Source organism: Fontisphaera persica, assembly GCF_024832785.1.
In the GTDB taxonomy this organism is placed as follows: Bacteria; Verrucomicrobiota; Verrucomicrobiia; order Limisphaerales; family Fontisphaeraceae; genus Fontisphaera; species Fontisphaera persica.
In genome coordinates, this window is the sequence record NZ_CP116615.1 from 1,395,387 (window position 1) to 1,411,027 (window position 15,641).

Annotated in this window: 4 protein-coding genes; 1 reads left to right on the forward strand and 3 read right to left on the reverse strand. The window is 57.8% G+C overall.

Annotation, left to right across the window (positions count from 1 at the left end; translation table 11 throughout):
- Nucleotides 1–10: 10 nt before the first annotated feature.
- Together NXS98_RS04855 and NXS98_RS04860 are read right to left on the reverse strand one after the other, a co-directional pair.
- Nucleotides 11–634 carry a DUF47 domain-containing protein gene (locus tag NXS98_RS04855; protein ID WP_283847349.1) on the reverse strand — a complete coding sequence of 208 codons (624 nt, stop codon included), beginning with the start codon at nt 632–634 and terminating at the stop codon, nt 11–13.
- Nucleotides 635–840: 206 nt separating this feature from the next.
- The gene (locus NXS98_RS04860; RefSeq protein ID WP_283847350.1) at nt 841–1,983 is read right to left on the reverse strand and encodes an aldo/keto reductase; all 1,143 of its coding nucleotides are present in this window, start codon (nt 1,981–1,983) and stop codon (nt 841–843) included.
- A 283-nt stretch (nt 1,984–2,266) separates the two neighbouring features.
- Here NXS98_RS04860 and NXS98_RS04865 point away from each other — a divergent pair, with 283 nt between their 5' ends.
- Nucleotides 2,267–3,697, forward strand: a complete 1,431-nt coding sequence (locus tag NXS98_RS04865) for a uroporphyrinogen decarboxylase family protein (protein ID WP_283847351.1) — start codon at nt 2,267–2,269, stop codon at nt 3,695–3,697.
- A gap of 121 nt (nt 3,698–3,818) precedes the next feature.
- On the opposite strand, the gene NXS98_RS04870 is transcribed toward NXS98_RS04865, so the two are convergent.
- Entirely contained in the window at nt 3,819–15,614 is an 11,796-nt protein-coding gene (locus NXS98_RS04870) for an immunoglobulin domain-containing protein (protein WP_283847352.1), read from the reverse strand.
- Nucleotides 15,615–15,641: the final 27 nt, after the last annotated feature.

The following is a 15,641-nucleotide window of genomic DNA, read 5'->3' on the forward strand; positions in this document are numbered from 1 at the left end:
GTCTTTCCAATCAAGAATGCTTCAAGGCGATGCGTGCCATGACATTGCCTGCCGACCGGCTGCGGTCCAGCGCTTTTTCGAGAAGCTCGTACAAATCTTTCAAGATAATGGCGTTGAGGGGATCCACCTTGCCGGAATAAAGCTGAGAATGAAGTTCATTGAGAAAACGATCTCCTTCCGCTTCAATTTCACGCAAGCGGTTGCTCAGGCTTACCATCTCTCGCAAGTGCATGGCCCGCAACTCTTTAAGCATCTGAATCAGAGTGGCAGTGGCCTCCTCCAACAAAGCCGTGTGGCGCGTAAAATCCACCCCTTGGAGCCGGTCATGGGCGCACATGAGGCGCTCGGCAAATTTTTCAATAATTTTGGGGATTTTATACAAGGCACTGGCCAAATCCTGAATATCCTCCCGTTCCAGCGCGGTCACGAAAGTTCGGCATAAAAGCTCATGGATTTCGTTGGTAATCCTTTTGTCCTTGCGCCGCAGGGCTGCGAAGGCTTCCAAGCTGGCCTTGTCGGGTTTTTGCAATAGTTGCTTCAGGGCCAGCACGCTGGCATGAGATTCCTGCGCACTAGCTTCCAGGAGATCGAAAAATTGTTTATCGTGCCCTAAAAGGCGCTGCAGCGATAACATAATCGTCATCTTATTGTCACATCGCCGTAACAATCAATCAGAAAAGCTGAATTAAGGACGTTTATGTGCGCCGCTGGTAAAAGGCAGGGGTACGCAGAGCTGCCCCTGCTCTAAATTTCATGGAATGAATTCCTAGCAGAATCTGGGACAGTTGTATATGGGGGGGCGGCAAATTGACGGCCGCCACTTTATTAGCATCCGAAGTTTTAAGTGGCGGTGGCGACAGTGCATACCAAGTCTTCCTGAGGGCGAATTCCCCATTGCTGGGCCATAAGCTCCAAATCGGGGGTTAAACCCCAACGGTCTGGCAGCGCTGCGCCCTGGTGCTCCGGATTGCCGCCCTTCAGGTGCATGCATCCGCGGTTTTGTCCTATCGCCTCAATGGCCGTTAATTCCTCTTCAGATAGTTTAATCTCCGGAGTTTCGGCCAACTCACAGGCCTTTTGTTCAATGGATTTATGCCCGTCGAGCTCTTCAATGAGGGTGGGGACCACGCACGAAACGGAGGGATGCCCCAGATTCCAAACACTGGCTAGTTGCAGCATGGTCAGGCCGTGTTTCCTGGCATAGGGCCGCATCAATTCCAGTTTCCGATTGCCCTCCTCCACCCATCCAGCAGGTCTGAAAACGCGATGGTCCTGCGGAGGAAAAGCATGTCCCGGTTTGACATCATCGTGAAATAGACCGCCACAATCCACCACGCGGGTGATGGTTTTAACCCCGTGAGCTTGGGCGGCCCGCAGGCACAAGGTTCCCGGCCAAGGTTCCAGCGGATTGAGAATGATCATGGCCCATTTCACGAGTCCATCGAAACGATGAAAATTAAGCAGCAAATCCAAGGTAAAGCCATTGGCCGGCCCGGGAGCCACTCCAACGCTGTTGGTTAATCCCGCGTCCATCAGGCGCTCCATGCCTTTCCATACCTTTTCCGAGCTGTACCCGATGTAATCCGGATTATGCAGAAGCACGCAGTCGAATGAGTCCACGCCCACTCGCGCAAGACATTTCTCGGTGGCCATACGCAGGTAATCCGCGTATTCAGCGGGCAAACGCAGGCGTTCATCAGTAAAACGTGGATATCCTTTGGAGCCTTCCCGGCGGCCTTGATAAAAATCGTGGCCAATGGCCGCCACCAGGGCGTATTCGGAGCGCGGCAGGCCCCGCAAGGAGCGTCCCAGCAATTCATCGGCTGCGCCCGTGCCATAGACGTCCGCGGTGATGAACGTGCGAATGCCGCGATAAAAGGCCAGATGCACCAGTTTCTGGTAGCGTTCTTCCTCAATAGGCACTCCGAAATTCATGAAACGCCCGCCATTCCAAGTGCCGAAAGCCGTTCTGGTAATTTCCATATTCAGTTTGTGTTAAAAACGCGTGTCCCCATTATGGCATAGTTTGGACAATTCCACAAACCCGCCCAGCCTCATCCTTCCCTCCTCCCCAAGCCGATGTTTGTCTCCTGACAGGAAAGCCTCGGAGCGAAGGTCCGGGTGGTAAATCAAGGCTTTGAGTGGTGGATTTTGCCGGAGGCAAGAAGTTTTCGTCAAAGCACAGCCCGCCTTTTTCCGGTGACTCTCCCTTTTTGCTGGCTTTTACAGAGAATCTGGCATTAGCATTCATCCGCCAAAGCCCATTATGGATACGGAAAAATTATACCAGGAGCGCCTGCGTCGTTACGTGGCGGCCATGCGCCATGAGCAGCCCGACATGATTCCCATCCGTCCCTTTGTGGCGGAGTTCACCGCAAAATATGCGGGGTACACCTGCCAGGAGGTGACCCATGATTTTGAAAAGGCCTTTGAGGCTGCCCGCATTTGCGCCCGTGATTTTGACTGGGATGCCATTGTGCCCAACATGGTATATGTCTGGACCGGACTGACCCAGGCGATGGGCTTGCGATATTATGGCATCCCGGGAATTGGGATGCCGCCAGACACCGGGTTCAATTACATCGAGCCGCCGGAAGATGAGGCATTCATGCGCGCCGATGAGTATGACGCGCTCATTGAAGACCCCACTGGTTTCCTTTATAATGTGTGGTTTCCTCGCGTTTGCGCCGAGGCTTGCCGCATTGGCGATCCCTGCACGTATCGCAACAACCTGGCCTATGTCAAAGGCGGCATGGCCATGTTGCATTACTTCCACAGTTTTGGCCGGCAAATTGCGTTGATGCGCTCGGAATGCGGCACCCCTTCCGCCATTGCCGGCATTTTCAAGGCGCCATTCGACATCATCGCTGATAAGTTGCGCGGCTATGTGGGACTGACGATGGACATGCATGAGCAGCCGGACAAGGTATTGAAGGCGTGCGAAGCCCTGGCGCCCCACCTCTGCCATGTTGGCCTGACCACAGCCGACCCGGAGAAAAAGCTGCCCATTGGTTTTTGGATGCACCGGGGATGCGTGCCATTCATTACTCCGGCTCAGTTCAAGTCGCATTACTGGCCCACGCTGAAGCCGATTATCGAGGAGTTCTGGAAAAACGGATACCAGACGCTGTTTTACGCCGAGGGCAATTGGAATGCGCATCTGGATGACTTTGCCACCCTGCCCGAGCGCAGCATGGTCTATCACGTGGACCGGGCGGATATTTTCGAGGTGCACCGCAAGCTGGGACATAGATTCTGCCTGAGCGGTGGCATTCCCAATGTATTGTTGAGTTATGGCAAACCGGAAGAGGTACGGCAATTTTGCCGCAAGGTGGCCCAGGAGGTGGCCCGTGACGGGGGTTACATTGCCGACGCCAGTGCCATCATGCAAAACGATACCAGCATCGAGAACATGCGGGCGTTCACCCAGGCCTTCCGGGAGTATGGCCAGTACTCCGGTCCCGCCTACACTCCCTCCTTGCCGGAGCCACACCGTGACGACCCCTCACGCCAAGGATTGCGCGGTCTGGAGGGCTGGCCTGTCACCCGCCGCCGCCCCGGCGTTTGTCTCCCATGGGAGGACAAGGTGAAGGAGTTGCCGGAGATTACCGGCGATGCCGAGCTGGTGAAGCGTATTTGGGAAATGACTGACAGTTTTGGCAACCTCTTCATCTGGCAGGTACTACTGAGCTTCTGACCGTAGCGATGGGACTTTACTAACTGTTGGAGCACGATTTGAGTTGTTTGAATAAAAAGGCCGGGGATTGCTCCCCGGCCTTTGAATTTTCAGCTTCGCACCTTGCGGCGCGAGCTTTGCCTTACGGCGCTGTTGGGCTGGCTGCCACGCGGTAGAACCGGTTGGCTGCAGCCGGCGACGAATCCGTTAGCGTCAAGATGCCACCCGTGCCTTGCACCGCCGGCAACCGCTGCCAGTTGGCGTCATTCAGATCGTTCTTGTACTCGATCCAATACCAGACACCCGCCACGGATTCAACGGTGAAGGAGAATCCCGAAGGGCCAAAGACTGGCGCCGCAATGCTGGGCGGAGGCGGCGGTTCAACAATGGTCACCACCAGGGTGGCTTCCTCACTGAGCGTGCTGCCCACGCTGTTGCGCACCTCCACCGTGTACACACCCGCCTGCACAGGCATGACATTGGTCAACGTTAATGTGGCATTGGTTGCACCTTCAATGTCCACGCCGTCCTTCTTCCACTGGTAAGAGGCCGGGTCACCACCGATGGCGGCCACGGTGAAGGTGACCGTGGTGCCGGCCGCCGCCGTGACATTAGTGGGTTGAGTGGTGATAATGGGCGCCACCGTCGGATAGACCGTGATGGTGGCCGTGTTGGTGGCCGTCAACCCGATGCCATCAGTTGCAATCAGGGTGATCGTATGGTTGCCCAGTGCCAACTCTGTCCCCGGCGCCGGAATTTGCTCAATCACCACGTAGCAACCATTGTCGGTCACCTGAACTTGTGAGCGGAGGTCTGGCAGCGCCAGCAGGTGGTTGGCACCCGCCCCAATCATCTGGTCTTGCAGACCCGTGACGAACACCGGCGGCTCAGGCGTGGTTTCCGTGACGATGATGGTCACCGCCTGATACACCCGGCTGCCGGCCTGCCCGTCGTTGACGGCGTAGTAGAACGTATCCGACCCACACAGCGCAGGTGGCGGCGTGTAGATTACCTGCGAACCGGACACGGTGACCGTGCCACCTTGCGCCGTGTTACGCGGTACTGCCAGGATGTAGAGGTCGTCCACCCAATGCGCCTCGAACTCGCCACCTGTCCGGGCGAAGATGCCGAATCGTCCGCCGCTGATGGGTTGGTACGGGGTTTGGATGTTATTGAAGTAGGTAACCCCACCCAAGGAGACGTCCACCGTGCCGTCTGCATCCATGCGGATGTAGAGGTCCTGGTAGTCGGTCATGCTAATCTTGGCGATTGGGTAACGCAGCATCCACGAGCCAACCTTGACCTCGATGGCTGGAGCTTCGTTGCCGCCGCTGTTGTAGTTGTCAATGTTGACCGTGAAGCCGCTTCCCACACCGTCCTCGGCCGCGCCAGGCGCCGGGCCATTGGGCAGGTCAGTCGCGAAGTTGATGCTGATGCCATCAGCCGCATTGGCCGAGCCGCGGCCAATGAACAACTTGGCGCGGATGGTGAACTCAGACACCGCCATGGAGCTGATGGTGGAGTCATTCACCAGGAAGCTGCCATTCTGGCTGCTCACGGCATCCGTCAATTTGAGAACACCGCTGTTGCCCACGCCGCCCGCCGCGTCAATGTAGCCGTTGCCATACACCATGGTATCCGGCGGCAGGAGACCGTCGTTGAAGTTGAAGGACAGTTCACGCGGCAATCCCGCATAGACCCGCTCGAAGTTGAGCGTGGCCCCTTCCGGATCGCTGTCGTTGGCCAGCAACTGGGCAATAGGCACAGAGACCGGTGTATTCGCCTGGGTCGTGAGGGTGTCAGCCCCCGTGACAGGCCGCTGGTTGACCACGGTGACATTCAACGGCTGGCTGGAGGTTTCGCCACCGTGGTTGCCGGCCACCAGGACGTACACGCCGCTGTCCGCCGCCTGGGCGTTGGCCAGTTCCAACGTGGCACTGTTGGCGCCCGGGATGACGACGCCATTCTTCAACCATTTGATGGTGAGCGGGCCGCTGTTCGGCGGGTTCACAATGTTACCCGTGAGCGTCACCGTGGCGCCCAAGTTGACCTGGACGTTCTCCAGCGACGGATCCACCGCCACCGACGGCGCCGGCGGGAAGTACAGGTTGTCGTACACCGCCGTCGCCCGGATGTTCATGTCGTGCGACGTCGTGGCCAGACCTAACAACAGCGTACGGGCAAGGGCGGCCACACGGGTGTAGTGCAGCGTCCAATTCACGCCATCATAACTGTAATAGGCGGAGAAGTTGTTGCCCTGGCGCACCAGGCGCACCCAGTTGTTCGGGTAATCCGTCAGCGGCGGCCGTACCAAGCCGATGGCGGCATCGCCCGTGCTCTGGGAGTTCGGCGCCACCGCAGCATCACGCCACTGGAAGGAGAAGGTATTCTGGCCTCCGCGTGGCGTGGAGCACATGTACATGTTGAAACTGTTATTGTTGGTGGTTTCGCGCGCCATGATGCCTGCCTTCGTCCAGGCATTGGCCTGCGTCAGGCTTTGCACGCGGACACGGACGTCAAAGTCGCCCGTAACCCGGCGGTACAACAGGTGTTGTCCATCCGCCGTGCCCCAAATATCCGCGCCATCGCAGTTGACGCTAATAACGCCCAAATCCTGCATGGACACCACGCTGGGAGCTGTGAGTTGGCCCGTCCCCAGCCCAATATCCACGGAGGTGTAGCCGTAATTGAGTACCGCACCAGTGAGGTTGAAGGCGAGGTTGAGCGACCGGTCATAGGCCATTTGGATGACCAATTGGCAACCGTTGGGCAGATAGGCATCCGCCGACAGTTTGACCGTCCGTCCATCCGGCAACAGCTCGCCCACTGAGAAGCCGATGCTGTTGTTATTGCCCAGGTCAATACCGTAGAGGGTGGTATCGGCCGGGTTGTACAGGGTCGTATCCAACATTTCGTTGAATCGCACATACAGGGTATAGCCGTCCAAAGTGGCCGCCCATTCGATGGCGGGCGGCTCGGTGTCGGCGCCAATGGTTAAAGTGGCCACTGCGCTTTCTACCGGGGCGGCACCCGGCGCCATGACCACTACTGAGTAATCCACGGCCACCAAGTCAGGTGTAAGAATCGGTGTGGTGTAAGTCGGCGCGTTGGCGCCAGCAATGTTCACACCGTTGCTGCGCCATTGATAGGCCAGAAACTCAGCCGCCCTTAGCGGCTCAGCCGTGGCTCCGACTGACAAGGTGGCGGTGCGATACGGCAGCACGCTGCCACCCTGCGGCTGTTGAGTAATCGTGACCGCAGACGCAGGCGCATATGCGCCAATGGTGGAGCCACTGAGAGGAGGCAGGGTAGCCGGATCAGTCCAAGCCGGATCCGAAACATCAATCCACGGACGGATGGCGAGGCGGAAGTAATCGCCGCCACCGCCTTCCTTGCCCAGCACTTCAAAGAAGTACCGCTGGCCCGCCACCAGGTTGTTGGTGAACGAGCGCAGACCATCCGCAAATGCGCCCTGGCAGCAAGGCTGATTGATAATTTCCACAGCATTGGCCGGGTTGTCGTCAATGCTGCCACGAACAATTACGGCATCATCGTGGGCCACGTAAATGACATGCGGCCCGCTGACCTGCGGGGTGAAAAAGCCGCGCATCACCGCACCGTAGTTGTTCCAGAGTGCATCAGTTAGATTATTGCCGAGGTTCACCTGGTTGGTGTAGCCAGTGACATCGGCGGTCAATGCCGCATATTTGACGTTGTTGGTAAGGTCGGTAATCGCCGAGCCGGCAATGTTGGTGTAGCGCTCGTAATACACAAAGTTGGTGGTGAACGACCACGCGGTGACCGTGGCCACCAAATCGCCTGCAACATTCGCCGTCGCTGCGCGATCCGCAATGTTGGCCGCCACCACGGTGTACGTGGCCCCCTCAGTCGGCGGCGGGTTCAGGGTCAACAACACATCGCGGTTGTTGCCCAGCAGGATTGCGCTGGTCACGGTAAGCGCTCCTGCATCATTGGTCACCAGGTAATTGGCGGTGTTGCCGGCCGAAGCAGCCGAGACCGGCTCGCTGAAGCGCAGCCAGAACTCGCGCGTGCCACGGAAGCCGCCCTGAGCCGCCACCAACGTGGGCGCCTCAAGGTCGCGCACCACTTGGATGACCGTCGGGCTGCTGGTGATAGCGTTATAGGCAGTGACCACCACCACATCCACCGACATGCCATTGTGTGCGGCAAATGACAAAGCAGGGGTGGTATAGGTGCGGTTGGTGGCATTGGGCACAGCCACGCCGTTGGTGCGCCATTGGATGCCAAACAGCGGATAACCATCAATGACGGGGGCAAACGTGACGGTGGCCAGTTCATTGGTGGTGAGGCTGGCCGGCATGCCTGTCACCCGGGCAAAGGTATTGGGTATCGGCCCAGAGAGGTTGTCAGGTCCAATGCGGGAAATGACGCCATTCACGGGATCAACATCATTGGGGCCTTTCCAGTTGACGGCCACGTAATCGCCACCACTGCCTTCGCGATGGCGCACTTCGATGTAATAAGCCTTCCCAGCCTGCAGGAAGATGGGCACAGATATGTTCGCCTGGATTCCTGTGGCAGGATTGATACCCCGGCGGCCGCTGGCATTGCTGGTCCAATCCCGCGCATTGCCATAGCTTGGCTCATAGCAGACAAGCCGGATATTGGCCGGATTTTCATTGGTGCTCAGGTACAACTCACTGTTGTCGTCCGAGGCGATGTAGAAGGTGTAATTGCCCGTACGGTCAGGAATCAAGAACCCTTGGAAACGCGTAGCATAGTAATCCAAGGCAGGGCTGAGTTGTGGCTTGTCTGGAGTGGTCATGAATTCAATGACCGAGGGCTGGTCGTTAATCCACACGGCGGTGTTGGTTAACGCGGCCAACGAGCCAGGATTGTTGCCAGAGGTGAAGTTGTATTGTTTGCGGACAATGTATCCTTGCGGCACCCAGAACTTGTAGGTCGTATCCACAGCCACCGGATTGGGTGGGTTCGCAGAGTCCGTGAGGTTGTTCACCACGACGTTATAGGCCGCTCCGGGCAGGAGGAGTTGAGACAGCGTTAACAACACCGTCGTACCATCTGCCTGCAACGCCGCGGAGACCACGGGCACATCGGCAATGCCATCTGTTATCCGATAATTGGCCGGGTTGTTCGCGGAGGCTGCCGCAAGCGGTTCGTTGAACATAACCCTCACCTGGTCGCGGTTGGCCACGCGAACCTGCGCCCCAATGATGGCCGGGCCCACGTTATCCGGAGCTGACAGCACTACCGTTGCAATGGCGCTTGCAAAACCGCTGGGCGTGTAGCACATCACGCGGAAGCGGTTGGTCGGCTCGCTCACCGGCGGGGTGACATAAGTACTGGTCAGGGCGTAAGGAATGTTCGTAAACACCCCTGACCCCAACGCCGTTTCTCGTTGCCATACGTATTGGACGGGCAGGCGTGTATCCACACCTGCCGCCATGGCGGTCAGGGTGGCGGATTGTCCCGGCGCCACCGTCACCGTGCCGGGCGATTGCAGCACATAGACATCCGTCCGGTTTTCCGGAGCCACCGGCATTAGGAAGTAGGCACCGCTGGTGCCCGGTTCCGAGGTGTTGTCAGAAGGCACATAGTAGTTATTCGGGCCGCGAATGATAGCGGTCACGTAGTCGCCACCGGTGCCCTCCTGCATGACCGCTTCAACGTAGTACCGCTGGCCAGCAGTCAATGGTGCCACGGAGTAACGCGGATTGCCGTTGAGGTTGTTATTGTAGGCCACGTTGGCTCCTTCAACGCGTGCCACGATTTGCTTGCCGTCCGGTGCTGGCCCCGTCGGGTTCGCAAACAAAATGGAACCGTCGTCGCTGCGCACATAGAAGGCGTAGTTACCCGTTTCGGGCGGCACGAACCAGCCAATCACCCGTGCGCCATAGTATTCCATGTTGGCCGGGGCGTAGTTGAAGATGTTCCGCACATCTACCACATCCGGTCGTTTGTCCACGAACTTTTGATTGAGGTAAATGCCGTTGGCTGGCGTGCCGGGCGCCACGAAATCCCACTTGCCGATTTCGTCATAGCGTTCCACGCGCACAAAGCCTTGCACCATGAAATGCGAGGTGAAATTCGTCGTCACCGTCAAGGACGGCCCATTGGGGCCCGACGCTCGAATATCGGTGAGGGTCAACGGATAGGTTGTGTAATCACTTTGCAGGCCGGTCTGCAGGAAGATGGCCCGGTTGTCGGAGCGCAGACGCCAGCCAATCACCGGCAATCCGCCCCCCACCTGGATAGCATTAGGCGTGAACACAGAAACCGGATCCACGGGACGGTTGAACTCAATTATGGCACCGTCCATGGTGGCTTCTGAGCGCAAGCGCACGATTTGCAACGGAGTTGGGTCCTCCGCGAAAGCAATGGTGACGCTGGCCTCGGCCCGGCTGAAGAGGTTGCTGACGACGTAAGTATAAACGGCACCTGCCTCCGCAGGAGTGGCATTGATTTCCAAGGTGTATCCCTGGCCAGAAGCGCCCGGAATGGGAACGCCATTACGGAACCATTGCATGAGATACGGGCCTGCTCCTTGTATGCCTTTGGCCTTTAAGACCACTCGCCCGTAGTAGGTCAATGGCATGGCAGGCGTGATTTCCTGAATGCTCACCGGACCTAATGTCGGCTGGAAGAACGAGGCTGGAATAAAGGAATCCGAGGTCGGAGTGGTGGTGCTGTTGATGGTGTAAGCAATGCCAAAACCATCACCACCGGTTCCTTCAGCGTGGATGAATTCGAAGTAATAACGCTGCCCAGCCACCATATCCACGCCACCCAACTGATAGCGGTTGCCAGTGCCGTAGTTGGTGCCTGAAGAGCCACCTGTATAGGCAATCAGAACGGCGTCAGAAGGATCCCAGCTATTCACCGCGTTGGTATTCATGAATAAGCGGGAACCATCGTCCGATTTGATCCAGAAGCGGTACAAACCGGAGCTTTGCGGCACAAAATAGCCGCGAATACGAGCTCCATAGTTATTTAGGGTCGAGTCAATAAAGTTCGGGAAGTTAAACACCGGAGCGTTGGTGTAATAAATCACATCCGCAAAGGTGCCCAGCACCCGCGGGTGATAGATAAGGTCCTGCAAACGGCCGCCATAGTTGGGCACGTTTTGCCACATTTCAAACAGGATGGGGTTGTTGACGTAGTTGGGGGCGGTGTTGGTGCGGGAAACTTCTGCCATGGGGTTGTCCGCCGCGTCGGTCATGTTAATAAAGGTCACACTATAATTTGCTCCTGGGTTGAGGAGGGTGCCCAACGTGAGCACTACGCGCGAGTTGTTGCCGAAAGGTTCGGCTTTCAACACCGGCACCATGGTGTTGTTGGCATCCAGCACCAGGTAACTGCTGATGTTGGTGAGCGAAGACAGGCTCATGCCCTCGGAGAAGGTCACCAACAGGCAGTTGGTTGAGCCGGGCGCCACAACCATCGAGGAGACCGTGGGAGGCGTGGTGTCACCGGCCATGTTCACCGTTAATTCGGTGGAGATGGCTTGAGCACCGGGGACCTGAACAATGCAACGATAACGAGCACCATGGTCGCTCCATAAGCGCAAGGCCGGGGTGGTGTAGGAGGCGCTGGTAGAAGCCACCCCTGGAATGGTGACAAAGGTGCTGCTGCCCGGATTGGCCCGTTGCCAGATGTACCGAATTTCTGAAGCCGGGGCCACGGTGGCTGTTGCGGCAACGGTAAGCGCCAGTGTGCTGCCGTCATTAACGTTGGCCGATGCCGCCAGGTCAGTCGTGATGGTGACAGTAGCCCCCGGATAAGTGAAGTCGCCAAAGTCACGGAAGCGGCCCGAAGCCTTGCCCATGTACCAGTTGGCGTTGTAGTGCACTGTGCCCATCAACCCAATCCACATGGTGGCCGGCGAGCTCTTGGTATATGAACCCGTCAAAACCGTCCAATTGGTGCCGTCGGTGCTGGAATAAGGCGTGAAGGTGTCACCGGCGCGGCGCAGACGAATCCAGCAGTTGGGGAAGGTAACCACTGGTGTGCCGGCGTTGTGAATGGTGGCAGCACCATCTGCCGGGGTGGCACGACGGCCAGCCTCGAAGCGGTTCAGCCCCTGCCAGAGCATGGAGGTGGCCGGCGGGAAGGGATGCACGGTGACCCATGGGGCGGCAGAGTACAAGTCATCACGGGCAATCAGGCCAAACTTGGCCAGGTCAGAGGAGTTCTGCGGCTCCATAATCAAGGTTTCCGTGGCCCGCACGATTTCCTCAACGCGGACTTTGATATCGAAGTCACCCGTGCGCGGAATCAGGAAGAAGTAGCCTTGGTCGCTATTTCCCCAGATGTCCGAGCCACCTGCGGAGAAATCAATGGCGTTGGGAGCGGGGGCAGCCTCTACCGTTCCATAGACCAGCGGATAGCCGATGTTCGTCCCCAAGAAATTCCAATCCCAACCGGTGGTGGCCACCGTGCCACCGCCTACATTACCACTGGCATCCGCGATGTTGGCCGCCGTAACCGAGAAGGTGGGAGAAGCCAGGGCGGTCAGCAAATCCAGGCGCACTGTCTTCCAGTCATCCAACAAGGTGGCCTTGCCCACGGTGGCGCCGGTCACGGTGTAGTTTGCGGGATTCTCGGCCGTGGCTTTGTCCACCGTTTCACTGAAGACCACACTGGCCAAATAACGGCCTGCGGCACCAGCGGAAACAAGCGTAGGTCCGGTGGTATCCGTGCCTTGCACCGTCAAACGCGCCACACTGCTGGTAACCGAGCCATAGGCGCTGGAAGCCACCACGTGATACAGCGTGCCGTTCATGGCAGCATTGGCCGGCGGCGTGCGGTAGAGAATGTTAGTGGCTCCCGGAATGGCCACCCCATTGGCGTACCATTGCAACGAAGGGCTGGCCAGGAGGCTGCCTTCCAGACCCACGCGGAAAGTGGCTATGCTGCCAGGCGTCACGATTTGCGAGGCCGGAGCGGAGGCAATCAAAGGCAACGGGCGATAGTCCTCATAGATGGCCAGGTCATCGAGGTTATCAGTGCCGGTATCGTTGTTGCCACGGAAGGAGATATAGACAGAGGAATCACGCGCGATGACAGAATTGGGAATCAAGGTGGGCGCAAAATAGTGGATCATGCGGCCGGGTGCCAGGCCGTCACTGCCGAAGTCCCACACCGCGCCAGTGACGCGGATATTGTAGCTGTCCACATTTTCGAACCATACCACCACTTTGTACCACCGGTTGGCGAGCGGCCGATTTCGATTGACCGCCAAACCATCCACCACGGTGGTGTCGAGGGATTCCTTGTTCTGGAAGCGGAAGTCAGTTTCCGGGCTGTTGTTGGCCACGGTGTCCCAACGCAAGGTGATCCATTGCTTGTCGGCATCTGCGTTAGGCCGGCTTTGGGGAGCCTGGACCAACCCAAGCTGCAGGATGCGCTGCGGGCTGCCCGAACCACCTGCCGTCTTGAATTTCACCATCATTGAGACACCGATAATCTTGCCCGGCCGGGAGAAATTAAAGACGCGATTGGTCAAGGTGGCGCTGCCGTCGGCGTTGTTGGGCAGGTCGAGAGCCGGAGAGTTGCTGACACCGCCAGTGCTGACCCAGTTGAAGTTGCCCGCGTTGGTGTGATAAGTGCTCTTGAAGCCAGCTTCCGTGTTGAAGGGATCGAAGAAGTTGGGGGTGGGATAATTCACCCGCAGAGAGGCCACCGTGCTGGTCACAGAACCACGCTCATTGGCCGCCACCACGCGATATTGTCCCACGTCTTGCATGTTGGCATTATTGATGACCAGCGTGCTGGAGGTGGCGCCGGGAATATCAATACCGTTCAACTGCCACTGTAAGGTCGCTGCCGGGTCGGCATTCACGGCCACGGTGAAGGTGGCACTTCCCCCAATAATCGCCGTCTGATTCGCTGGCTGAGTAGTGAACACCGGAGCGAACTTCACATCCAAAAAAGCCACGGCGCTGGTTTGGCTGAAGAAGTTGTTGGCCACGACAACCTGGTAGTTGCCTTCACTGGTGACTTGCACCGGATTAATGGTCAGGGAAGCACTGGTACCACCCGAGACTGGCTGGCCGTCCTTATACCATTGATAGGTCAGGAGGTTGCCGGAGGCGACAACCGTAAAGGTGTGGCTGGCGCCTGCGTTGACCACTGCTCCCTCCGGCTGCGTAGTAATGTTCACCGGAAACACGACGGTGACGTTGGCCACGGAGCTGGTCACTGCTCCCAAATCATTGGTAATCACTGCCCGATATTGGCCGGCGTCGGCAGCCGTCCAAGCCAGGCGCGCCATGGCATTGGAAGCAGGGGCATCCGAAGTCACAACCTGCCAGTCAGTGCCGTCAAATTTCTGCCAGATGAACGTCAAGGGTGTCTGACCGCGAGCCTGAATGCTGAACCCGCCGAAACTGCCCTCGGCGAAGAAATAGTCCGGTTGGGGTTGCTGGGTAATCACTGGGACCAGAAGCACCGTAACCGTAGCCACCGAGCTGGTGACACTGCCGGCCGCATTCTGGACCACCACATCATAGGCGCCGCTGTCGTTGGTCACGGCGTTGCTCTTGGAATAAGTGGGACCGGTGCCAATATTGGCCCCGTCTTTACGCCATTGGTAGGTTAAAGTCCCCTGCCCCACCGCCACGACGGAGAGGTTGAAACTGCCCCCGTCCGGCACGCTCACACTTTGCGGCTGGACCACAATAACGGGCGGAGTCAGGACGCTGCGCTCCGGCGAGGGGCTGCCTTCGCCCTCAGGCAAATCGGCAGTCACTATATAATAATAGGTGGCGCCGTTGGTGAAGGTGTTGTCGGTGAAGCTGGTGCCCGCCACCGAGCCATCCAAAAGCTGGTAGGGGCCACCGGCAACCAATGAGCGATACACGTTGTAACTGGTCGCGCCCGTAACGACTGGCCAGCTCAAATCAATCTGGCCATTGTTATAGGTGGCCGTCAAGTCTGCCACTGCCGCCAAGGGCATGCCGCTGATTTCCGTCGAGTAAAAACCTTCTCCCAAACCCGAGGCCGCATTGATGATATAGTAATAAGTGGTGCCATTCACCAAGCCGGTATCCAAAAGCGAGGTTTGCGCAGTGTTCGTGACCAGCGTGTACGGCCCGCCCGCCGTGGTAGCACGCTGGATGTTGTAACTGGTGGCACCAGGCACCGCCGCCCAGCTCAAGTTCAGGGCACTGTCGCGCCGCTGCACATTTAATGTTGGGGCGGGCAGAGCTTGAGCAATCACCACGCCATAAACACTGCGCCCGCCATTGTCCGCGCCGAAGGTCTGCACATCGCCGGCAGCAACGGTCTTGACATAGACTGACATGAAATCGTTCAGTGAGCCGTCATTGGAGTTATCATTGGCCACCTCATCCGGCCAGTCCGCCCGTCCGGCACGGTTAAGGCCATTCATAACAGCCGTCCAGCCATTGTTCGTCAGCCACTGCATGTTGTTGGGCCCGAAGGTGGGAGGATCGCTGGGGTTGGCCGTGGCCTCCCCAAGCCGGTTGTCCACCAGGATGTACACCTTGGACGGCACCGCGAGGGAGATGGTCAAAACCATGTTGGTATTATCGCGGTTGTCGTTGCCAATCATGATGTACTCCGCCCCCTGAAGGTAAGGGAGCACCACGGGTTGTCCCAAGCCATTGGTAAACCATTTCCAAGTGTGGGTCCGATCCACGAAAGCAAAAACGCCATTGGCAAAAGAGGGCACGGTGAAGGGGTCCAGAAATTCACCTGCCATGCCATTGCTAAAAGTCACGCCGGTCCATTTTGCCGTGACGGTATCGGTGGCTTCGTTGTCTCCTCCGACCTCCACGACATTCGTTATGTTGGGAAAGGCCATCAAGACCACGGTCATGCACACGTAGGCAACCACCGCAGCAAGGCGGGCGGGCCAGCGGCGGAAGGTCTGGGCCATTGGACGGAACATGGAGACAGGCTTGGTTTTCATGATGCTCACTGCTTTGAGGGTTTTAAA